This is a genomic window from Bifidobacterium sp. WK012_4_13 (assembly GCF_041080835.1).
Lineage (GTDB): Bacteria > Actinomycetota > Actinomycetes > Actinomycetales > Bifidobacteriaceae > Bombiscardovia > Bombiscardovia fermentum.
Window position 1 is genome coordinate 724980 of record NZ_CP129683.1, and the last position, 21679, is coordinate 746658.

15 protein-coding genes and 1 riboswitch are annotated in these 21679 nt (G+C 56.3%); of the genes, 4 read left to right on the forward strand and 11 right to left on the reverse strand.

The features are described 5' to 3' along the window. Positions 1 to 30: 30 nt before the first annotated feature. The 4 genes from QN062_RS02900 to QN062_RS02915 are packed head-to-tail and all read right to left on the reverse strand — an operon-like array spanning position 31 to position 5897. Complete coding sequence (locus QN062_RS02900) at positions 31 to 1791, reverse strand: ABC transporter ATP-binding protein (protein ID WP_369342111.1); 1761 nt, start codon at positions 1789 to 1791, stop codon at positions 31 to 33. A gap of 1 nt (position 1792) precedes the next feature. Continuing rightward, complete coding sequence (locus tag QN062_RS02905) at positions 1793 to 3604, reverse strand: ABC transporter ATP-binding protein (RefSeq protein ID WP_369342112.1); 1812 nt, start codon at positions 3602 to 3604, stop codon at positions 1793 to 1795. Next, positions 3597 to 4556, reverse strand: coding sequence for a RimK family alpha-L-glutamate ligase (locus tag QN062_RS02910; protein ID WP_369342113.1), 960 nt, complete (start codon positions 4554 to 4556; stop codon positions 3597 to 3599). Before QN062_RS02910 ends, QN062_RS02905 begins: the two co-directional genes overlap by 8 nt. A gap of 3 nt (positions 4557 to 4559) precedes the next feature. Then, the gene (locus QN062_RS02915) at positions 4560 to 5897 is read right to left on the reverse strand and encodes an ATP-grasp domain-containing protein (protein WP_369342114.1); all 1338 of its coding nucleotides are present in this window, start codon (positions 5895 to 5897) and stop codon (positions 4560 to 4562) included. 223 nt (positions 5898 to 6120) lie between these two features. Further along, positions 6121 to 6273, forward strand: a riboswitch (FMN riboswitch). 11 nt (positions 6274 to 6284) lie between these two features. On the opposite strand from QN062_RS02915, the gene QN062_RS02920 reads away from it, so the two are divergent. Next, the gene (locus QN062_RS02920; RefSeq protein ID WP_394854734.1) at positions 6285 to 6887 is read left to right on the forward strand and encodes an ECF transporter S component; all 603 of its coding nucleotides are present in this window, start codon (positions 6285 to 6287) and stop codon (positions 6885 to 6887) included. Between the two features lie 7 nt (positions 6888 to 6894). Then, positions 6895 to 9390 carry an energy-coupling factor transporter ATPase gene (locus QN062_RS02925; protein ID WP_369342116.1) on the forward strand — a complete coding sequence of 832 codons (2496 nt, stop codon included), beginning with the start codon at positions 6895 to 6897 and terminating at the stop codon, positions 9388 to 9390. Between the two features lie 218 nt (positions 9391 to 9608). On the opposite strand, the gene QN062_RS02930 is transcribed toward QN062_RS02925, so the two are convergent. Continuing rightward, complete coding sequence (locus QN062_RS02930) at positions 9609 to 12194, reverse strand: ATP-dependent Clp protease ATP-binding subunit (protein ID WP_369342117.1); 2586 nt, start codon at positions 12192 to 12194, stop codon at positions 9609 to 9611. 162 nt (positions 12195 to 12356) lie between these two features. On the opposite strand from QN062_RS02930, the gene QN062_RS02935 reads away from it, so the two are divergent. Further along, positions 12357 to 13472, forward strand: a complete 1116-nt coding sequence (locus QN062_RS02935) for a universal stress protein (protein WP_369342118.1) — start codon at positions 12357 to 12359, stop codon at positions 13470 to 13472. Between the two features lie 245 nt (positions 13473 to 13717). Here the strand turns inward: QN062_RS02935 and QN062_RS02940 are convergent, their stop codons facing one another. The 5 genes from QN062_RS02940 to QN062_RS02960 all read right to left on the reverse strand — a co-directional run bounded on the left by QN062_RS02940 (position 13718) and on the right by QN062_RS02960 (position 19118). Then, positions 13718 to 14788, reverse strand: coding sequence for a DUF3027 domain-containing protein (locus QN062_RS02940; RefSeq protein ID WP_369342119.1), 1071 nt, complete (start codon positions 14786 to 14788; stop codon positions 13718 to 13720). Between the two features lie 48 nt (positions 14789 to 14836). After that, complete coding sequence (locus QN062_RS02945) at positions 14837 to 15226, reverse strand: cold-shock protein (RefSeq protein ID WP_369342120.1); 390 nt, start codon at positions 15224 to 15226, stop codon at positions 14837 to 14839. Between the two features lie 137 nt (positions 15227 to 15363). Next, positions 15364 to 17286, reverse strand: a complete 1923-nt coding sequence (locus tag QN062_RS02950) for an ATP-binding protein (RefSeq protein ID WP_369342520.1) — start codon at positions 17284 to 17286, stop codon at positions 15364 to 15366. 134 nt (positions 17287 to 17420) lie between these two features. Next, entirely contained in the window at positions 17421 to 18164 is a 744-nt protein-coding gene (locus tag QN062_RS02955) for a response regulator transcription factor (RefSeq protein ID WP_369342121.1), read from the reverse strand. A gap of 15 nt (positions 18165 to 18179) precedes the next feature. Further along, positions 18180 to 19118, reverse strand: a complete 939-nt coding sequence (locus QN062_RS02960; RefSeq protein ID WP_369342122.1) for a TPM domain-containing protein — start codon at positions 19116 to 19118, stop codon at positions 18180 to 18182. Positions 19119 to 19198: 80 nt separating this feature from the next. Here QN062_RS02960 and QN062_RS02965 point away from each other — a divergent pair, with 80 nt between their 5' ends. Continuing rightward, positions 19199 to 19486, forward strand: coding sequence for a WXG100 family type VII secretion target (locus tag QN062_RS02965; protein ID WP_369342123.1), 288 nt, complete (start codon positions 19199 to 19201; stop codon positions 19484 to 19486). Between the two features lie 343 nt (positions 19487 to 19829). Here the strand turns inward: QN062_RS02965 and groL are convergent, their stop codons facing one another. Continuing rightward, positions 19830 to 21449: a chaperonin GroEL gene (groL, locus tag QN062_RS02970; RefSeq protein WP_369342124.1), complete on the reverse strand. Its 1620-nt coding sequence runs from the start codon at positions 21447 to 21449 to the stop codon at positions 19830 to 19832. Positions 21450 to 21679: the final 230 nt, after the last annotated feature.

The window sequence follows — 21679 nt, forward strand, 5'->3', positions numbered from 1 at the left end:
CTTGAGGCCGTCTTGCGGGCCGGACCTGTTTCATTGGTCTGCGTGATCGAATTGCGAGGCATACAGGGCTGCATAGGTGCCATTCCTGGCAAGAAGTTCTTCATGGCTGCCCTGCTCGACAATGTGCCCACGCTCCATGACCAGGATGATGTCAGCTCCCCGGATGGTGGAGAGCCTGTGTGCGATGACGAAGCTGGTTCTGCCTTCTCTCAGGGAATCGATGGCACTCTGTATGAGCGCCTCCGTGCGAGTGTCGACGGAACTTGTGGCCTCGTCCAGAATCAGGATGTTCGATTGAGGCAGGAAGGCCCTGGCAATGGTCAGCAGCTGCTTCTCCCCTGCCGAGACCACGGTGCCTTCGTTGGTTATCTCCGTGCCGAAGCCCAGGGGAAGCGTGTCCACAAAGTCATCGACGAATGCCGCCTTGCAGGCTCTCACGAAGCGCACATGCGAGACATCGGCGATCTGCGGCGCCCCATAGCTGATGTTGTCTCGAATCGTCCCCTGACGCAGCCAAGTGTCTTGCAGCACCATCGAGATGTTGCGACGCAGCGCGTGCCTGGTCAGATCGTGAATCTCGATTGCATCGTCGAACACGATCTCCCCTGAATTCACCTCATAGAACCGTTCGATAAGGTTCACCAGCGTCGTTTTTCCGGCGCCCGTGCTCCCAACGATCGCAACTGTCTGGCCCGCCTCGACCTTGAGATTGAGATGTTCTATCAACGGCTTGTCAGGCACGTAGCTGAAGGAGACGTCCCTGAATTCGACGCTGCCGGAAAGACTGCGCTCACGCATGGCATGGGTCGAGTCCGGATGTTCCTCCTCGGCATCGAGCAGTTCGAACACACGCCTGAGCGATGCGTTCCCCGATTGGATGGCGCTCGTCATCTGGGCGAGCGAGGTGAAGGGCTGACTGAACTGCCGCGCATACTGGATAAAGGCCTGGACATCGCCGATGCTCATGGTTCCGCTGACGACGCGCATGGCTCCTACCAGCGCGACGATAACATAGTTCAGGTTCGTCAGGAATCTCGAGCAAGGCTGAATCAGATTGGAAAAGCCCAGCGCCTTGAACGATGCCCTGTAGAGATCGGCATTGTGTTCCTCGAAACGCTCCTCGAAACGAGATTCCAGGCCAAAGCTCTTGATGACCGTCTGCCCGTTGAAGCTCTCTTCGACAAGTGAGTTCACGATTCCTGTCACGTCCCACTGCCGGCGGAACTGAGGAGCGGAAATCGAGGTGATGCAGTGAACCAGGAATGCGGACAGAGGGATCAGCACCACAGTGACCAGGGCGAGATGCCACGAAAGGGTGACCATCATCGCCAGTATGCCGACCAGCATCAGAAGATAGTAGAGAAGGTCCCCACCTGTCTGGTTCAGCATCAGCACGACGTTGTTGATGTCATTCGTCGTGCGGCTCAAGATGTCGCCCAGACTCTTCGAATCGTAGTAGTTCAATGGCAGTTTCCAGATCTTGGTTTCGATCCTGTTGCGAAGCTCATAGGCGATGTCGCTCACCATCCTTGTCGAAAGCCATCCCGCGATCCATTTCGAAAGGAACTGAACGCCATAGATGCCAAGGGCGAAGACAAGCCACAGCATGAACGGGGACCATTGGATGCCATCGCGGCGCAGACCGTCGACCAGAACATCCGTGGCCCGGCTCAGCACGATCGGGCCGAACGCGACTCCAAGTCCCGATACGATCAGGCAGACCACCATAAGCATGCTTCGCGTTCTGTCGGCAAAGAACATGCGAATCAGACGAGACATCGATGCTGGCAATCTAGGCTCCTTGCTTCGCTAAGGGAATGGACGAAGACGATGGAGACGCACGATGCCGAAACTCTTCTCGGGGCTGCGACGCGACGATCTGCTGATAGACGTCGCAGTGCTTCAGCAGTTGCTCGTGAGTTCCCATATCCGCGACTTCACCGTTGTCCATGACGATGATCTGGTCGGCATGCATGATGGAGGCGACCCGCTGGGCGACGATGATCACTGCGGCCTCGTCGGCGACCTCGCTCAGACCTTCACGAACCCTCCGGTCGGTCGCATAGTCCAAGGCTGAAAACGAATCGTCAAAGACATATATCGCTGGGTCATGGACGATGGCTCGCGCTATCGCCAGCCGCTGTCTCTGGCCGCCAGAGAAGTTCGACCCACCCTGGGCGACCCTGATGTCCAATCCCGCCTTGTCCTCGGCGATGAAGCGTTCGGCATCCGCAATCCTCAATGCCTTCCACATGTCTTGCTCGCTTGCCATGGGATTGGCATAGAGAAGATTGCTCCTCAGGGATCCAGAGAACAGGAACGCCTTCTGAGGGACGAAACCGCATGCCCGGTGAATGTCAGCGGCATCGAGTTCCTTGATGTCGTGCCCACCCAGCCGTATGGTTCCGGTGGTGGGATCGGTCAGCCTTGGAATGAGGCTGACCAAGGTGCTCTTGCCACATCCGGTCGAACCAATGATGGCGGTCGTGCTTCCTGGCCGCACGGTGAAGCTTATGTCCTTCAGCACCGGTGCGACGGAAGGGTCATCAGGCGCATATGAGAAGGAGACATGGTCAAACTCGACCATCCCCATCCCTTGTCCCGATGCCAGATGCACGGGCTTTCGGGGCTGCCTGACGTGGCTTTCTACCCGCATCACCTCGGCGAATCGTTCGGCCGACACATCTGCCTGAGGAAGCATGATGAAGACCAGGGACGCGAGCAGCACAGCGGTCAGAATGAATGACATATAGGTGATGAAGGCGATGATTTTGCCGATCGGAAGTCCGTGGGTCTCGGCCAGGAAGCCACCGAACCATAGAATCGCAACGGTCGTCGCATTGACGATGAACATGAACAATGGAGCCAGCAACGTGGTCAGTCTGCCGATGTGGACGCTCAGATCCAACAGTCTTTGGTTGATTCCCGAGAATTGCCGCTGCTCATGGCCTTCCTTGACGAAAGCCTTCACGACGCGGACGCCGCTGATCTGATCGCGCAACGCACCGTTGACGTCGTCGGCGCCCTTCTGCTGCTCGCGGTAGAGGGGAACGAGCCTTGCGATGAAGATGACGGAGATGCCGATGAGCATCGGCAGCACGGCGAGGATGACGAAGGAGAGCCGAATATCCTGCAGGCAGGCCATCAGCACGCCGCCGACGAACATGATCGGAGCGTTGATGATGACGGTAAAGAGGAAGGTGAGGAATTCCACAATCTGCTGAACGTCACCTGTTGATCTGGAAATCAGTGTAGGAGCACCGAAGACAGTCATCTCTCGGTGGGAGAAGCTCATGATGTGCGCAAAGACGCGGCCGCGCAGCTCTCTCCCCACTGACAGCGCCACCTTCGTGCCAAGTATGCTTGCTGCGACCAAGCTTACGAACTGCAGGACGCTCAGCACGATCATGATTTCGAATCGCTGATAGATGTAGCCTGTGTCCGCATTCAAGACCCCGACATCGATGATCGAGGCATTGATCGTCGGCAGATAGAGGGAGAGCAATGCCTGGGCTATCTGAAGAGCAAGAATGCAGACCGTCTCCTTCGCATGGGAGCGAAGGAGAGATTTGAGCAGAACGAGCATGGGCGCCTTGTCAGTCAAGTTGATGGCTGTCATTCTCGAAGAAATCAGAATCAAGTGCAGACATGTCTGTCAAGGAGCTCTGCAGATCATCGTAAATGCCAGGCGATCGTGATGCCTCGAAACCTTCGATGGCTGCATTCAGCGCCTGAAGCATGTATGCAGGATACATGCCCGGGAATGCGTTGACCTCCGCAAGAACGAACCCTTCGGTCCCGAACATCAGGTCCAGCCCTATAAGAGGAAGGTCAAAGAGTGAGGCGACCCGTGCACACAGCGCCTGCGTCTCCTGATCGATCGGATATTTCAGCAATTCGCCTCCGACGTGCACATTGGAGCGGAACTCCTGTGGGTCACTCGCCTTTCTCATCGTCGAATAGAGGTATTCGCCATTGAGCAGCACGACCCGCACATCCCTACCGCGCGACGTCGCGATGTATTCCTGCGCGATGTAGGTCTGGCCATATGCAGCCTGAGCGATGAAGGCATCGAATTCTTCCTCCGACTTGATGAGGGTCACGCCCTCTCCTCCGAAGCCATAGTTGGGCTTCACGACGAAGGGATATCCGAAATGCTGTTCAATCGCGGACTTATCGGGTTTGTCAAAGAACACGAATGAGTCCGGCACGGGTATTCCATTCGCCTTCAGCAGCTGATAGGTGTCGACCTTGCTTCTCGCGACCTCGACCTCACGCATGTTCACGATGCTCGGAATTCCAGCGCGAACGAGCAGCTTCTCAAGGGAGGCTGTCTCCGTGTTGCTGATCATCGGCCAGAAGACATCGGGACGTTCGATGGGCTTGCCCTGATAGAACAATTGAATGTTCTTTCCGTCACCGATGCCGACCGTAACCTGCTCTGGATAGATAGTCGTCGCCTTGTCGCGCAACTCCTGAGGAAACATATCCTGATATGTCGTGAACACGTCGTCGAATCCAGAAATCAGGGCCCAGACCTTCAAGTTCTCGGACATGGCTCAGCCCTCGGCAAGGATTCGGGCGTCATGGACGATTTTTTCAGTGAAGACCTCTGGATATCGCTCGCGAAGCCCAGTCAACTCCTTGAGAAGCTCCGCGGTCGACGCGAATCCTCCCAGAACGAATCCACTGTTCTCGAATACGATATTTGCCACTGTGGATTTGACATTCGATATCTCGATGACATGGTCGAGGTCATTGAGTTCACGCAACACGTCGTCGCTTGGTGTGGGAACTCTGAAGGTCAGCGTATAGCGAAGATTCTCAGGCTCCGAATAGTCGACGGGGCTGCCCAGAGCGGATTCCATGTAGACATCAAGCGGGGTTCGTTCCTCTGCTGCGGCGGCAGTGCTCGTAAGTCCGGACATCCTCGGATTGATCTCGATGACATACCACTTGCCGTCCCTGAATGCCAGGTCAATTTCTGCAGATCCTCCGAATTCCAAGGTTTCAGCCAATCTGCGCAACGATTCCTGAAGCTGCCTGACATTATATTGCTCCGCGAGAACCGGACCGAACTTCATGCCGACCACCGGATCCACGATGCCTTCGTCATTCAGAGCCAGCCTGAATGGTGGCAGCACATGGTAGCTTCCCTTCACCCCATGAATCTCGGTTCCAAACTGCTCGCCTTTGATGAGTTCCTCGACAAGGACATCACTGCCTCGATTGCTTGCGCTGAGCAGATCCCATGCTTCCTCCGGCGTTTCCACAATCTGGATGCCTATCGAAGCCACTCCCACAGTGTCCTTGACGATGACTGGATAGTGCAGATTCTCAACACGATATTGGATATAGTGCTTGTACACGTTGCTTTCTATCCCCGGCACCCTGGTCTCGGCCCAGAACAGATCGTTGTGGATGTACACAGCCTTGGCAACGCCGAATCCCAATTCCCTAAGCACGAGATGTGTACGCCACTTGTCAAACGTCGCGATGGAAGTGAAGATGTTATGCGCAACGGTCTTGATTCCATGCTCCTGCAATATCTCCGCAATGATCGCATCCTCGAGCGAATTCCAATCAAGAGGTATCTCCGGGCTGGAAACCGCAACGGCTACGGCGGGTGCCAGATCGACTATGACCTGCGCGAAATCGGCGGGAACGAGCGCCTCATCAATGAGCACACATTGGATTCCTGACGGTTCGATGACTGTGCCATCCGTGTCCTTTTCAAGGAGCATGTATCCAGACGACCTCGTCACGAAGACAATCTCATGCTGAGGATATTGCTCAGCCAGTGCCTTCCACATGTCACTCTTGGACGGATAGTAGGTCTGCACTATCTCCCTGTCATCGTAGATGCCCGAATACGTCTGATACATAACTATTCTCATGTGGAATCCTTGCTGTTTCGTGGTCGTTCATGCCAGGGGATCGATTGCAGGCAGAGCGCCTCGCATGTCCTCGACGCACATGCGAGAGCCTTTCAAAGCATGCCTTCCTATCGCTCACGTTGAAATAAGACCTTAGCATATCATTTACGACAATGCGTATGCATTTCATTCTCAGTTAACCTCGCTTTGTACTCACTGAGAATGACTGTGGTACATTAGGTCTCGTCAGTTTCAGGGTTTGGTGAAATTCCTTACTGGCGGTAACGACAGCGTCGATGTCATAACGACGTGCATGCGAAGCCCGCGACCCGCGCAAGCGGCTGATTCGGTGAGAATCCGAGGCCAACGGTTACAGTCCGGATGGAAGAAACGAGGCTCTATATGAGCATGCCTACGCGCGGTACCGATTCACAGCACAGTACCAATTCACCGCACAGCGTGGATCCACATTCGACCAAGGGCGACGGCGAAGGCCGTTGGTCGACCCGACGCATAGCGATATATGCGTTGTTCGTCGCGCTTGCAATCGTCGCAAGCTTCATAGAATTCCCCATATTCCCAGCCGCACCCTATCTCAAATATGATCCGTCTGGCATAGTTTCCTTGATAGCAGGCTTCGCCTTCGGTCCCATGGCGGCCGTTCTGGTAAGCATTCTCTCGTGGATTCCCCATATGTTCGCAGATCCCTTGGGCAGCATCATGGCCATCGCCGTTGCCTTGGGTTTGAGCGTTCCTGCCTCCCTGCTCTATCGGCGATTCCACTCCCGCATCGGTGCGCTGTACGGTATTCTGCTTGGATCCGTGTGCGCGCTGGCAATAGCCCTTCTTGGCAACCTCGTGATCACCCCACTGTATGCGAACATCTCGGTGAGTCAGGTAGTTGCGATGATTCTGCCAATCCTTCTGCCGTTCAACCTTCTCAAGCTCGTCATCCATGGAACTGTGACCTTCATCATCTACAAGCCGGTTTCCATGCTCGTGAAACGGTGAGTCTCGCATGAACCATACAGGCATCCACACAATCTCAGCCGACACTGCGGCCTCTGAACCAGACTCTGGCCCAGCGACCGAGCATGGTCATGGCTGGGATTCGACCGGCAACGCCCCATCCGCCCGCAGAGCTTCGAACGTTCATCTCGACGACGTGAGATTCAGCTATGACCGCGGCAGATCATGGGCCTTGGATGGAGTGACCCTAGACATCCATTCCGGTGAATATATATGCATACTCGGTGCGAATGGCTCGGGAAAGAGCACACTTGGTCGAATCATCGCTGGATTCGTGAGCCCGGATTCGGGCGAGGTCAGCCTTATGGGCGAAAGCGTCTTCACCGAAGGCCATGCCAGGGAACGGGAGTATCGGCAGGCCCGCCACAGTATCGGCATGGTGTTTCAGAATCCCGAGGACCAGATCGTCACCACGGTCGTTCAGGATGATGTGGCATTCGGTGCCGAAAATCTCGGCATTCCTCATGAAGAGATCGTCTCCCGCGTCCATTGGGCTCTTGAGCAGGTCGACATGCTCGACTATGCCCTCGCCGACCCCTCACGGCTTTCCGGCGGCCAGCAGCAGCGTGTTGCGATAGCCGGAGCCTTGGCCATGCACCCCGGCATGCTTGTGCTGGACGAACCGGTCGCCATGCTCGATGACGCTGGGCGTCGGGAGGTATCAGGGATCATCGACCGACTTCGTAACGAGAGGACAACCGTCATCAACATCACGCATATGTTTGACGAGGCTCGCAGTGCGGACCGTCTGATCGTGCTCGACCATGGCACCGTTGCATATGATGGCAAGCCGTCGAGATTCCTCAATGATGCGAATCTCCTGAAGGCCCATGGCCTCGAGGACGCCGACGTCACCGATGTGACGATGAATGAGCTGAACTTCCAACACAGCGTTCGCGACGATGTTGACTCGGACGTGCAGACCCTTGCGGTCAGGCATGTGACGTTCACCTTCAGCGATGCCCATAGGGAAGCGTTGAAGGATGTCAGTTTCAGCGCCAGGCAGGGCGAAATAGTAGCGATAGTGGGAAGAAACGGCTCTGGAAAATCGACTCTGGCACGCCTTGTATGCGCTCTTGCCAAGCCCCAGCATGGTTCGATAGAGGTCAATGGCATCGACGCGCTTGGCGCAAAGGGGAAGCGTGGCAAGGCTCTGCGCAAGGAGTTCAGGGCCAAGGTCGGCTATGTCATGCAGCATCCCGAACGCCAGCTTTTCGCAGATACCGTCGCTGCCGATGTCTCATACGGCCCGCGCAATCTGGGATGCTCCCCTGAGCAGACGCTGGATCGAGTCAATGAGACCTTGGAATTCCTGGGCATATCGGATTGCTCGGAACGCTCGCCTTTCGCACTTTCCGGCGGGCAGCAACGGCTGGCTGCGATCGCCGGTGTGATTGCTTCGAAGCCGAGCGTATTGGTCCTGGACGAACCGACGGCAGGACTGGATGCTCGCGCCCGCTCACGCATGTATACGCTGATCGCCCAGCTCAAGGCGCAGGGCACGACCATCGTCATGACGACGCATTCGCATGATGAGGCAGCCTTGCTCTCCGACAAGGTGGCTTTGCTGCATCATGGCAGGCTTATGGCTTTCGGAAGACCCGAAGAGACGCTCGCCATGTACGACGAAATAACCGACAGGGCCTTGAGCAAGCATGGGCATCATGCGAATGCCGACGTGCGATTCGACCCGTCCGAACGCTCCCCTATTGCCCGCAAGTCCTCATTCATGCATCAGCTGGATCCACGCGTCAAGATGGTTTCCGCCTTGGTGATGATGTTCACCGCCTTCGCCATTCATAGCGCAACGCAGCTCGCCTTGGCAGCCGCGGTCGTCTTTGGGATTGTGGGGCTCTCAAGGCTCGGCATTCGCCATGTGCTGCACACCGTGCGATTGCTGCTCGCCATGCTGACGGTCATGGGCATTCTGAATCTTCTGGTTACCCGAAGTGGCACCGTGCTGCTGCATTGGGGCGTTCTGATGATCACCGATGCCGGCATAGTGTCCGCGATTCTATACACATGCCGCTTTGCCCTGGTCATCATGCTCGGCGCTGTGGTCATGCAGACGACGACGCCGACCGAAATGACCGATTCCATGGAATCGCTGCTGTCTCCCTTGAAGCGCTGGGGATTCCATGTGCAGGAGCTCGCCCTGGTCATGTCGCTTGCGCTAAGGTTCATACCGACCCTGACGCGCGAAGCTCGGCAGATCGTGGATGCTCAGGCGGCGCGCGGCGGCAGCGTCGAAACAGGTGGTCCCATCCAGCGAGTGAAGGCGCTGGCTGCCATCGTTGTGCCTGTATTCGCAGGAGCCTTGCGTCACGCGGACAATGTGAGTCTTGCCCTTGATGCTCGTTGCTATGAGGGCGGATCGGGACGCACTCACTTCCGTATGCTCACGACCCGCAGGAAAGACTACTGCTTCCTCGCCGGATCGGTGTTCTATATTGCACTGCTCCTGGCATTTCCGACGATTTTCTGACCGACCGTTTCAACAATTATCGCGAGATTCGGAGTTTTGCGGCAATTGCGAAGTATAAAGGCAGAAAATCGTTGAAATTGCGACGGCAGAAAGCCAAAAATTGAGTCTTATACTCCACAATTGCCGCAAAACTCGGAATCTCGCTAGTCCATAACAAAATTGTCCGCTCACTTTGAAAAGTGAGCGGACAATTCAGCGTCTGAGAAGAATTTCAGACCTTAATCATTCGAGTTTTCCACATCGGATGACGAAGCATCTGCATCTGATCCACTATCCGTTGGTGACGCACTCGCACCGACTAGCTCTGGCTTGCTGTCATCCCCGTCGGGAGTGAACGGCTCTCCCTTGAATGTGAACTCACCGAGAATGCCCTCGCCAGAAGCATCGACATGGACGTTCTCATTGTCCCCGAGCTGGCCCATGAGAATCTTCTCGGATATGGCATCCTCGATGTCGCGCTGAATCACCCTGCGCAGCGGACGAGCTCCGAGCAGTGGGTCGAAGCCCTTCTGCGCGAGCAGATCCTTTGCCGCATCGGTAAGTTCAAGCGACATATGACGTTCGAAAAGACGATCGTTGAGCTGATGGATATCGAGGTCGACGATCTCGCGCACCTGCTGCTCGTTAAGCTGGCGGAACACGATGATGTCGTCGAGACGGTTCAGGAACTCAGGACGGAACTGCTGCTTGAGTTCGCCGGAGACCTGATCCTTCATGCGCTGATAGGTCGTATCGGAACCGCCACCGAGATTGAATCCGGTGTTGGCCGCCTTGGCGATGTCGCGAGTTCCCAGGTTGGTAGTCAGAATGATGATCGTATTCTTGAAATCGACCTTGCGACCCTGACCATCGGTCAGATGACCGTCGTCAAGCACCTGAAGAAGCGTGTTGAAGATGTCGGGGTGAGCCTTTTCGATCTCGTCGAAGAGCACGACCGAGAATGGCTTGCGACGCACCTTTTCGGTGAGTTCGCCACCCTCCTCATAACCGACATACCCCGGAGGAGCACCGAAGAGACGCGAAGCCGCATACTTCTCGGAGAACTCCGACATATCGACGCGAATCAGGGCGTCCTCGTCATCAAAGAGGAACTGCGCCAGTGTCTTGGCGAGCTCTGTCTTTCCAACGCCGGTCGGGCCGGCAAAGATGAACGATCCCGCAGGACGGCGCGGATCCTTCAGACCAACACGCGTGCGTCGAATCGAGCGGGACAATGCCGAGACGGCCTCGTCCTGACCGATGATGCGCTTATGCAGCTCCTTCTCCATGTTGAGCAGCTTCTTGGATTCCGCCTGCGTGAGCTTGAAGACAGGAATGCCAGTGCTCGACGAGATGACCTCGGCGATGACATCCTCGTCGACGACCATGCGGACATCGGATTCGCCTTCGCGCCAGGCCTGTTCCTTCTCCTTGCGCTCGGCCTCGACCTTCTCCTGCTTGTCGCGCAGGTCGGCCGCCTTCTCGAAGTCCTGGTCTTTGATGGCCTGGTCCTTCTCCTGATTGAGCTTGGCGACCTTCTCGTCAAGCTGACGAAGCTCAGGCGGCGCGGTCAGGCGCTTGATGCGCAGACGCGCCCCGGCCTCGTCGATCAGGTCGATGGCCTTGTCAGGAAGATTGCGATCCTGAATGTATCTCGAGGAAAGTTCGGCGGCAGACTGCAGGGCACCATCCGTAATCGTGACATGGTGATGGTTCTCGTAGCGGTCACGAAGTCCCTTCAATATTTCGATGGTCTCCGCGATTGTCGGTTCCGGAACCTGAATCGGCTGGAAACGACGCTCAAGAGCGGCATCCTTCTCGATGTATTTGCGGTATTCGTCGGTTGTGGTGGCACCGATGGTCTGCAGCTCGCCACGTGCCAGCAACGGCTTCAGCATGTCGGAGGCGCCCAAGGCACCATCCGCGGAACCTGCTCCGACGATGGTGTGAATCTCGTCGATGAAGAGCACGATGTCGCCGCGCGTCTTGATTTCCTTCAAGACCTTCTTCAAGCGTTCCTCAAAATCGCCACGATAGCGAGATCCCGCAACCATCGAACCAAGGTCCAGTGAATAGATCTGCTTGTCCTTCAGCGTCTCAGGAACGTCTCCGTCCTTGATTTTCTGAGCCAGACCTTCGACCACAGCCGTCTTGCCGACACCAGGTTCGCCGATCAGCACTGGATTGTTCTTGGTGCGCCGCGAAAGCACGACCATGACGCGCTCGATCTCCTTGCTGCGTCCGATAACCGGATCAAGCTTGCCATCGACAGCCTCCTGTGTGAGGTTTCTGCCGAATTGATCGAGTATGGCAGAACCGGTCTGACCCTGCTTGCCCTGGACGCCACCGGCATTGGCCAGATCGCCCTTGGGTGTTTCCTTGGAGTCGTGGCTGCCACGAATCATATCGATGGTGCTTGTACGAAGATCCCCGAGGTCAACGCCCATCTTGATCAGCACCTGTGTGCCCACTCCTTCGCCCTCATGAATGAGGCCAAGGAGAATGTGCTCCGTGCCGATATAGCTGTGCCCGAGCTGCAGAGCTTCTCGCAGACTCATCTCCAAGACCTGCCGTGCGTGAGGGGTGAAGGGAATGTGGCCATTTGGCGCGGCATTCCCCTTGCCGATCATCTCTTCGACTTGCTTGCGGGTAGCTTCAAGTTCGACACCCTTCGCTGCGAGCGCCTTGGCCGCAACCCCTTCACCTTCACGAATCAACCCAAGCAATAGGTGTTCCGTACCGATGTAATTGTGTTGAAGGGCTCGAGCCTCTTCCTGCGCCAGCACTATAACGCGCCGCGCACGGTCGGTAAACCGTTCGAACATGCTTGTCCTTCCCTTGATGACTGTATGTAACTCTACAGATTTGCGCTGACGTTTATTTCCAGGCACTTATTGATTGCGCTATCAACGCAAATCGAGGATATGCTTGGAGAGAATGCAACGCATGGAACGAAGATCTCAGAACACAATCGTTGGGAGGAACTCATGGCTCAGGAACAGGTATCGGACCAAGATTCTTTTGCATCAGACCAGGCGGGAGACATCGTTGTCGGACTCGATGGATCCCATGAATCTTTTGTGGCACTGCGGTGGGCATTGGCCGAGGCGAGTGCCTCAGGTCAGAACGTCAACGCCGTATTTGGATGGACCCCATCGTGGAATGCCGGTGCGGAGCCAAAGACCGACGAGCAATGGGACAGACTCCGTCAGACGCTAACCGACACCCTGAACGACTGGGTCGATGACGCCATACCGGATTTCAACATGAATCCCGAAAGACTGACGCTCACATCAGTGCAGGCGTCCGGTCCGGCCGCGCTGCTTGAAATAGGCGTGAATGCGCAGCAGATCGTCATAGGAAGGCGCAACATAGGTCCCTTGACGCGATGGTTCCTGGGTTCGACATCCGCTCCATTGATCGAAGATGCAAAGGTGCCGGTGACACTGGTCCACATTCCACCGCATGACTCGGCTTCGGTGAGTGCAAGCATCGCAGATGCCTTGAGCGACGCACGCGAAGATCCGCGTAAGTCCGCATCATCCAAGCCTGGACGCCTTCTCGATAACCGTGACGGCGCTCGACCCGATGGCCACTTCGATGACGGTGCGATGAAGGAGAACGATGCCAGCGCTGACCGCGATGGGACAGCAACGGTGGAGGAGGAAGACGAGATACAGAACAGGGCTCCACTTGTCGTAGGCGTGGATGGTTCTGAAAACTCTCTGAAGGCCTTGAAGTTTGCCGTGCATGAAGCCGACGTGCATGGCCTTGACCTTCATGTGGTGATGTGCTGGCAGATCAAGGATCTCGGAACGATCGAAGGATACGAGAATGCCGTCGCGCCGATAGGCGTCGGTCAGCGAAGGGCGGAGGACATGTTGCGTGCGATCCTCTCAAAGGTCGATGTTCCCGATGGCGTGACCGTGCGCACGCACGCTTTCCATACCACGGCAGTCAAGGGCATGAGCGATGCTGCGAAATACGCTGGCTGGATGGTCGTCGGATCGCGAGGGTTGACGGGGATGAACGCACGCTTCCTAGGCTCGGTGAGCAGGCAGCTTCTCAATCTTTCGGAATGCACCGTAACCATAGTCCATTGAAGCCTGCACGCGACGCATGCTGGGCGGCGTCAGGGAATTCAGGGAATGAAGATGGCCCAATCTCCCAGTGCTGAGCCGCCGGTGATTGCATGGCATGCAAGCCACCCCGCATGCCTTGCAATCACCGCACAAATCGCGTTATGACACAGAATTCATATGCCAGACATCACGCAAACATCAAGAGTGCGCCCAGCCCCTTGGTGCGCGTTTGCTTTTGATGCGTGCTGCCTTTTGGTGCGCGTTCTTTATTCCTCAGATTCGTCCTGATCTGAGCCATGCTGATCTGAACCGTCCTCCGACTGCAGCCTTTCGATCATTTCGATCTCCGGTCGTTCATCCCTTGGTCCCTGCTTCACGATGTCAATGTGCAGATCGTCGAAGGCAGGCTCTGACTGGACCCACAGACGGTTCATCTCCGGTGGGGTTATGTCGGAATGCTCTCCACAGCCATGGTCAAGCGACACGACACGACCATCGTCGGGACTCCAACGATTCGCGCAAACGCCAAACATGGTTCCCAGTTCACCGCTCAGTGGGATGTAGAAGCCGCATTCATCACAAGTGTGCCCTTCAGCGGTCTTCGTCGACAGTGATTTCGGACCGCCCTGGCCCGCATACCAGCGTTTCGCAGCCTCAGAGCGCCCCAGAGGACTGAGCACTGTACGACGTGCAAGATGAAGCTCTTCGACGGCATCGCGAAGATCTTCCTCCGAATCCGCCTGCTGTGTCACCCCACTCGGCGAATCATCTCGAGTGGAACCCTCGGTTACTGGCTGTTCTTCCTCGTTCTCGGCATGCTCGGCATCCGCCTCGGCTGGAGTGGGCCTCTCACCGCCGCCCGCTTCGCTCTGAGCATCGGTCTTCTCATGCTGTTCACCGGCACCATCCTCATCTGGGACATGCTTGGAATCGGCATGCTCGGAATCAAGATGCTCGACTCTCCGGAAACCATCCTCGAGCCGTGAGTCGCCATCCTCCGTTCCCATGACGTCAGTCACGGAAAGATCCTCCGGAAGAAGCCTCTCCTTCCATGGGACCCATTTCGGTGGCAGCAACGCTCCCTCGGCAGGAATCAGCGACGACTCGTCAACGGTCCAGCGATGCGCCTCGACATCGTGATACAGCGTGACCGACCACTGCCAGCTCTCATAGCCGGGTATGTTGGCCTTGAAACGATAGTCGGTCACGCCATCGCCGGCATCCCTCGAGGTGACGAACTCTCCGACCTCGCCCTCTTGCGATGCCTCCTGAAGTGCGGTGTTGCGCGCCAACTCTTCGGGATCAATCTCCGAAAACTTCTCTCGATCCTCAGTCATGCGATGCCATATCCTCGTATCTCTACATACGGAAGCGCATTCGCGCCTCTAGTCTTGAACGTCAAAATTATCAGCCACTGCACGAAGCAGCGTCGCGAGTTTCTTGGACTCCGCAGACGAGGGGTAATGATGTCTGCGCAAGCCATTCCCTGCAGAATCAAGCAACTTGATGAGGTCCTCGACTATTGCCGCCATATCGTCTGCCTTTGGCCTGGTCGCCTTGACGACCGATGGTGCGGGACCAACCAAGCTGACATCCAACGCCTGAGGTCCCTTTCTACCTTCCGCAACGGAAAACTCGACCTTTGCGCCCTTCCGAAGGGTTTTCACGCCCGCGGGCAGCGCGAGTGCAGGCAGGAACACATCCTTGCCTTCATCGCTTGTGATGAAACCAAAGCCTCTGGTCGCATCGAACCACCGCACTCTTCCGCTGGGCATAATCCACCTCTTCGAATCCAGGAACACAGCAATGTGTGTTTTGTCACATCGAACACCCAGTCTACCGCAAAGATGGCTCAGCCCTGTCGAGTTCAGACTCTGAGCTTGATTTGCAGCAGATTCCAATCCTCCACCACCTAGCTTCGCGATGGCACCCGCGTGTTGCTGCCGGTGGACGTGCCAGCCTCGTCAGATGCCTGGGATTGATCTGGCTGCAGCGGCTGCGGCGTCCCGCCAGGCTGCGGAGAGGCGGCATGCAATGCGTCATGCATGCTCGTGGCCTCGCTGCTGCCCTTCTTCTCTGACCTCTTCCCCTTATTCCCTGTGTTCTCTGACTTCTTCTGATAGCTTGCGATTTCCGCAACCGGGAGAACGATGGTGAATGTCAGCCCTCCGCCATCGCTTTCCGTCGCACAGATCAGCCCCTTGTGAGCCTTGACGATGGACTGTGCGATCGCCAAGCCCAGGCCCGTCCCACCCTTCTCTCTCGCTCGAGAGGGATCGGCGGTATAGAATCTCTCGAACAGCTGCTGACGTGACTCAGGAGGGACTCCTGGACCATGGTCGATGAACTGCATGACAGCATAGTAATTGCCGATATGAGTGGTCTCTCCAACCTCGACCGCCTCTATGAACTTGGTGAACGAGGCGTTGTTCGAGGGCAATGATGAGAGCTCGCTCGGGTTGATGGATGCCGGAAGCACGTTCATCGCTATCTGCACGGCCGAATCGCCAGGTGTGTATCGATGTATGTTTCCCACGATGTTGGTAACAACCTGGCGGATTCTCGAAGGATCCCCCTTCAGATGGACCTGAGGAATCCCGGCTTCCCTGAATTGGAAGCCCAAGGTCTGAAGCGGATTCAGCATGGGGGCCACGAAGCTGGCCTTTCTCGACTTTGAGGCCTTCTTGGATGGCTCGTCGGCCTGAATCGATTGCGCGGCCGGCGGCGCAGCAATCGCCGATTTGCGCAGATCTATGATGCCACGTTGAATCCTGCGCCCCGGATCGAGCGCATGCAGGTCCTCCGATGCGTCGTTGACCAGGGTCGTCAGGTCGATCTCATGGTTCATCTCGATGCCGCGCCCCTCGTCGAGACGCGCCAGAGACAGCAGATCCTCAACCAGAACCGCCATTCGCGTGCTCGACGACTCAATATGCTCTATTGACTTGTCGGCCCTTTCCAACGCACCAGGATAGTCACGCTGCATCTTATAGAGTTCCGCATACCCATGAATCGCCGCCAATGGCGTTCGCAACTCATGGCTTGCATCCGAGACGAAACGTTTCATCTTATCGGTCGTCTCGGTCTGTTCGTGGAAGCTCTGCTCTATTCGCGCAAGCATCGAATTCAGCGATGCGGAAAGCGAGCCGACTTCGGTCGTTTCAGGAACCGGCGGAATTCGTTGGGACAAATCCCCCTGCGCTATCTTCGCCGCCGTCTTTTCAATCCGCTTCAAGGGTGTGAGGGTCGAATTCACTATGAACAGTGCAAGGGCAGCACCCATCAGTACCATTGATGATCCGAAAATTATGCAGTACCTCGTCAGAGTCTGCATGGTGTCGATCTGATCGCTGAGCGAGAGCCCAATGAACAGGACTCCACTCGTGTCGGCCTGTCCCTGCGCGCCCTGCACCTCCCATTTCAGCGCAAGGACTCGCCAGGGAGCCTTGGCTATGTTGGTCGCCGACGCATCGATATCCCCTGTGACGCTCGAATAGCTCACATTGGCAGTCGTTGTGAATGGCACCGAGATCTGAACGTTGCCCATCGTCCCGGAGGCAGGAAGATTGGGGGTCGAAACCACGCCGGATGGCAGGCTAGGAGTCAGCGGGGTGGTCATGATGTTGCTTTTGGCATCACGAATCTGCAGAAAATAGTCCGTCGGCCCAAGGGCTGACTTGGCTCCGTCATCCTGACTGAGCTGACGAATGTTGTTGAACACCAGTGAAGCCTGACGGTTCAGCTGGGTGTCCGTCTTCTTCAGCAAATAACCGCCAACCATCTGGCGAATCGCCACCGTGATGCCAAAAGTCCCGATTATCAGCACCACTATCATGCTCGCGACGAGCTTCGTGCTCAACGGTATCGAATCGACGCTGTGCACGAATGAATGCGAAAACCTTGAAAAGGCATTCCTGACCCGCGAGCGCAACGATCGCTTCGGAACTTTCTCCCCAACGCGCTTGTTCATTATGATTCCGAGTTGCTCTTTGGTTCGCGAATCATGTATCCGATTCCACGCTTGGTCTGAATCAGCGCATCTACCTTATGGGTTTCGCCGTTGTCGTCCACCAGCTCGATGCCGTCTACCTTCTTTCGGAGATAGGAGATGTAGGATTCGACGATCGCCGCATCGCCACCCCAGTCATATTGCCAAACATGATCGAGAATCTGAGCCTTGCTCAGCACGCGCCCCTCGTTATCCATGAGATATCGCAGCAGCTTGTATTCGGTGGGGCTGAGGTCTATCGCCTGCCCGGCACGCGACACGTCATGGGAGTCTTCGTTGATTTCGAGGTCGCCGACCTTGATGATCGGATCGTCCTCGACCTGTTCGCGCGTTCTGCGCAGGATCGCCCGGATGCGCGCGACCACCTCTTCGAGACTGAATGGCTTGGTGACATAGTCGTCACCTCCCACGGTAAGGCCCATCACCTTGTCCTGAGTATCGTCACGTGCGGTGAGGAAGAGCACAGGCGCCTCTATGCCCTCCTGACGGATGCGTCGCGTAACGGTAAAACCGTCTATGTCAGGCAGCATCACATCAAGCACGATCAGGTCAGGCTGGGTCTTTTCGATGACCTCGATGGCTTCAGAGCCCGAAGCCGCAGTCTCGACCTCAAATCCGGCAAAGTGGAGGGACGCTACGAGAAGATCCCTGATGGAAGGTTCATCATCAACAACCACGATTGTGGCTTCTATTGGCTTGCTCATGGTTATAGCCTGACTCTAAAGGCTGGAGGTTGGCTGAGAACTTTCTGTATTATTCGTGCCATCGTGCCCACTCTCGCTTTCAGCGGAATTTCCACCATGCCGCGCATGACGGCTCTTCGACGATCGTCGGAAGGACATTCCGGCATTCTTGCGCTCTCCCCGGTGAGTGTGCCTATGGGAGTTCGAACCCTTACCTGCGGCTCTTCTGCGGACGACTGTCACGACGATCGCAAGAATCGCAAGAATCGCCAGGACCGCAGCGAAAATACCGACACCTATCCATACCGTGGATGTGTTGGTGGATGTTTTCTTCTCCTGCACAATCGCATTCATCATGTCTTTGGCTGACGCCCCCCAGTCGGGGGTGCTTTTTGAAACGATTGGATTGAGGGCAGCCTTGGAAAGGTCATCGACGGTGGACTGCTTTCTGAGCCATTCATCGGAATTCGAGGACACCGCGACAACCAGGTTGCCATCCTGCGATGCCACGGCGAGCATCACCGTATTTGGCTCCGGATCCAATGATTCCAACAGTTCACTGGTCCATTTGTTGGGATTCTTGCTGTCATCGAAGTTTGCCAGATACAGGAGTCTCACCGACACGCCCGTCTCTTTCTTCGTCTGCGCGATCGCATCGCTTACCGACGAGAGATCCCCCCCGAGAAGGTTCTGGGTGTCGGTTATCGAATCGCTGACCGTCGCCTCCGAGGAAGAGCTCGACGCAGTGGAGCCCGATGTAGTGGAGCCCGATGAACTTGGAGAGGCGCTCGTGGTGGCAGCCTGCGCCATTCCATTGCCAAGTGCGGCGCCATAGATGAGGTAGGCGGCGCAGAGAACGATCGTGACCACTGCTGCGAGAATGACTTCAAGCGTCCTGCTCTGCGCATCCTTCGGACCGTGTCGTCGGCTGCCACATTCGACCACATTGCTGGCATCGCTTACGGTTGCTTTCATGATCCCCATATCCTCCACCATAGCGGCTGGAATATTTTTCCCCGTGCATTTATCCATTACCCTATGCGAAAGGAATTCCGATGCCAAATTATCAGGTCGACTCGGAGCGAATTCGTTCCTCCAGTGCCGCGGTCTCTTCTTCAATAGCAACGATTCGCGATGCGGTTTCAGGCATGTATGCCAACATCAGCAACCTTCAGGGGGTCTGGACCGGGAGCGCAGCATCTCAGTTCAATGCCGTCGCAGACCAGTGGAGAAGTACTCAGCAGCAGGTCGAGGTATCTCTGGAGGCTATCCAAAACGCACTTGCCAGGGCTTCGACGCTATATGAGGATGCGGAGGTGCAGGCTTCACGGCTGTTCATGTGATCTTCTGGGTGTTCTGCGTGCGCGTCAAGCCGCTGGATTGCCATGCGTCCTCGAAGCTTGCAGGAGTCTGTGGGAACCGCTCCGTTCCCATGGTCAGGCTCTTGCCTTACGTGCGAACGCATCGGTCCAAGACCACGGCCTGACAGTCGCCTTCGCTGCATCTTTTCAAGTCGATGTGACAGCCAATATTCACATGAATCTGCATTCGGATGAAAGAGATAGAGAAAGGGCGGAGAGTCTCAAACTCTCCGCCCTTTTTCATGAACCTTGTTTCATGAACGCTGTTTTATGAACGATTCATGTCATGAATGTTCACGCCATGTGGCCTGAACCGATAATCGGCTCAGTAGCCCATGTCAGGAGCGCCGCCCTGTGCCTGCGGTGCCGGTGGTTCCGGCTTGGTTGCGACGACCGCTTCAGTCGTCAGGAACAGGCCTGCGATTGAAGCCGCATTCTGCAGTGCAGAGCGGGTCACCTTCACAGGATCGGCGACACCTGCTGCAAGCAGGTCTTCGTAATCGTTCGTGGATGCATTGAATCCTTCACCATCAGGCAGCGAACGAACCTTGTCGATCACCACAGCGCCTGACAGACCGGAATTCTCTGCAATCTGCTTGATTGGAGCCTCGATTGCCCGGAAGACAATCGCTGCACCCGTGGCCTCGTCGCCCTCGAGCTTCACATCCTGCTCGGCCTTGGCAGCTGCCTGAATGAGTGCAACGCCACCGCCAGGAAGCAACCCTTCCTCGATGGCTGCCTTTGCATTGCGCACAGCATCCTCGATGCGGTGCTTGCGTTCCTTGGCCTCGACCTCAGTTGCCGCACCGACCTTGATGACTGCAACGCCACCTGCGAGCTTTGCAAGACGCTCCTGCAGCTTCTCACGGTCATAGTCGGAATCCGTGTTGTCGATCTCGCTGCGAATCTGCGAGACGCGGGCAGCAACCTCATCCTTTGAGCCGCCGCCGGAAACGATGGTGGTCTCATCCTTGGAGACGATGACCTTCTTGGCCGTTCCCAGAACGCTCATATCGATGGAATCGAGCTTCAGACCCAACTCGTCGGACACGACCTGCGCGCCCGTGAGAATGGCCATGTCCTGCAGCATCGCCTTGCGACGGTCGCCAAAGCCAGGAGCCTTGACTGCGCAGGAGTTGAACGTTCCACGGATCTTGTTGAGAATCAACGTTGGCAGAGCCTCTCCGTCAACATCCTCGGCGATGATCAGCAATGGCTTGCCGGACTTCATCACGAGCTCTGCGATGTGCACGACATCCTGCTGGCTCGAAAGCTTTCCGGAAGTGAGCAGAATGTATGGGTCTTCGAGCACTGCGGTCTGCTCGTCAGCATTGGTGACGAAGTATGGCGCAATATATCCCTTGTCGAAGCGCATGCCCTCGGTGAAATCAAGATCGAGACCGAAGCGGTTGTTGTCCTCGACGGTGACGACGCCGTCCATGCCAACCTTGTCCAAGGCCTCGGCGATCTTCTCGCCAACCTCTGGATCTGCAGCGGAAATCGTTGCGGTGGCCGCGATCTGATCCTTGGTCTCGACATCCTTGGCAGCCTTGACAAGCTCCTTGACGATTGCGTCAGACGTCTTCTCGATGCCACGGCGCAATGCGATTGGGTTGGAGCCTGCAACGACGTTCTTCAGTCCTTCGTGAACGAGGGACTGTGCGAGAACCGTGGCTGTTGTGGTGCCGTCGCCTGCGACGTCATCGGTCTTCTTGGCGACTTCCTTGACCAATTCGGCGCCGATGCGCTCATATGGGTCTTCGAGGTCGATTTCCTTCGCGATTGAAACACCATCGTTGGTGATGGTCGGTGCGCCATAGGTCTTGTCAAGAACGACATTGCGTCCCTTCGGACCAAGCGTAACCTTTACTGTGTCTGCAAGCTTGTCCAAGCCCGCAAGCATTCCCTGACGAGCTTCCTCGTCATAAGCAATGATCTTTGCCATTGTTCCTCCATAAACGGCTTGAGGTGTTAAGTATCCACTCCCGTACGAGACTGCACGATAACCAAACCGTCAGCTGTCTGATTATCACTCTCGTATCCCGAGTGCCAACTGCGAGATTAGCACTCTCAACCCGAGAGTGCCAACTACGCGTGCTGCGAACAGCAACAACCATCACCTCAGACCGTGCCGCGAAGCCATATCCAGCCGCTTTCACGCATTTTCAGCGCGAG

Coding starts and splice junctions, on each gene's coding strand:
- QN062_RS02940 (WP_369342119.1), bottom strand. CDS start 14,788: ATGACTGAGGATCGAGAGAAGTTTTCGGAGATTGATCCCGAAGAGTTG.
- QN062_RS02965 (WP_369342123.1), top strand. CDS start 19,199: ATGCCAAATTATCAGGTCGACTCGGAGCGAATTCGTTCCTCCAGTGCC.
- QN062_RS02910 (WP_369342113.1), bottom strand. CDS start 4,556: ATGTCCGAGAACTTGAAGGTCTGGGCCCTGATTTCTGGATTCGACGAC.
- QN062_RS02950 (WP_369342520.1), bottom strand. CDS start 17,286: ATGATAGTGGTGCTGATAATCGGGACTTTTGGCATCACGGTGGCGATT.
- QN062_RS02915 (WP_369342114.1), bottom strand. CDS start 5,897: ATGAGAATAGTTATGTATCAGACGTATTCGGGCATCTACGATGACAGG.
- QN062_RS02955 (WP_369342121.1), bottom strand. CDS start 18,164: ATGAGCAAGCCAATAGAAGCCACAATCGTGGTTGTTGATGATGAACCT.
- QN062_RS02930 (WP_369342117.1), bottom strand. CDS start 12,194: ATGTTCGAACGGTTTACCGACCGTGCGCGGCGCGTTATAGTGCTGGCG.
- QN062_RS02945 (WP_369342120.1), bottom strand. CDS start 15,226: ATGCCCAGCGGAAGAGTGCGGTGGTTCGATGCGACCAGAGGCTTTGGT.
- QN062_RS02960 (WP_369342122.1), bottom strand. CDS start 19,118: ATGAAAGCAACCGTAAGCGATGCCAGCAATGTGGTCGAATGTGGCAGC.
- QN062_RS02925 (WP_369342116.1), top strand. CDS start 6,895: ATGAACCATACAGGCATCCACACAATCTCAGCCGACACTGCGGCCTCT.
- QN062_RS02920 (WP_394854734.1), top strand. CDS start 6,285: ATGCCTACGCGCGGTACCGATTCACAGCACAGTACCAATTCACCGCAC.
- groL (WP_369342124.1), bottom strand. CDS start 21,449: ATGGCAAAGATCATTGCTTATGACGAGGAAGCTCGTCAGGGAATGCTT.
- QN062_RS02935 (WP_369342118.1), top strand. CDS start 12,357: ATGGCTCAGGAACAGGTATCGGACCAAGATTCTTTTGCATCAGACCAG.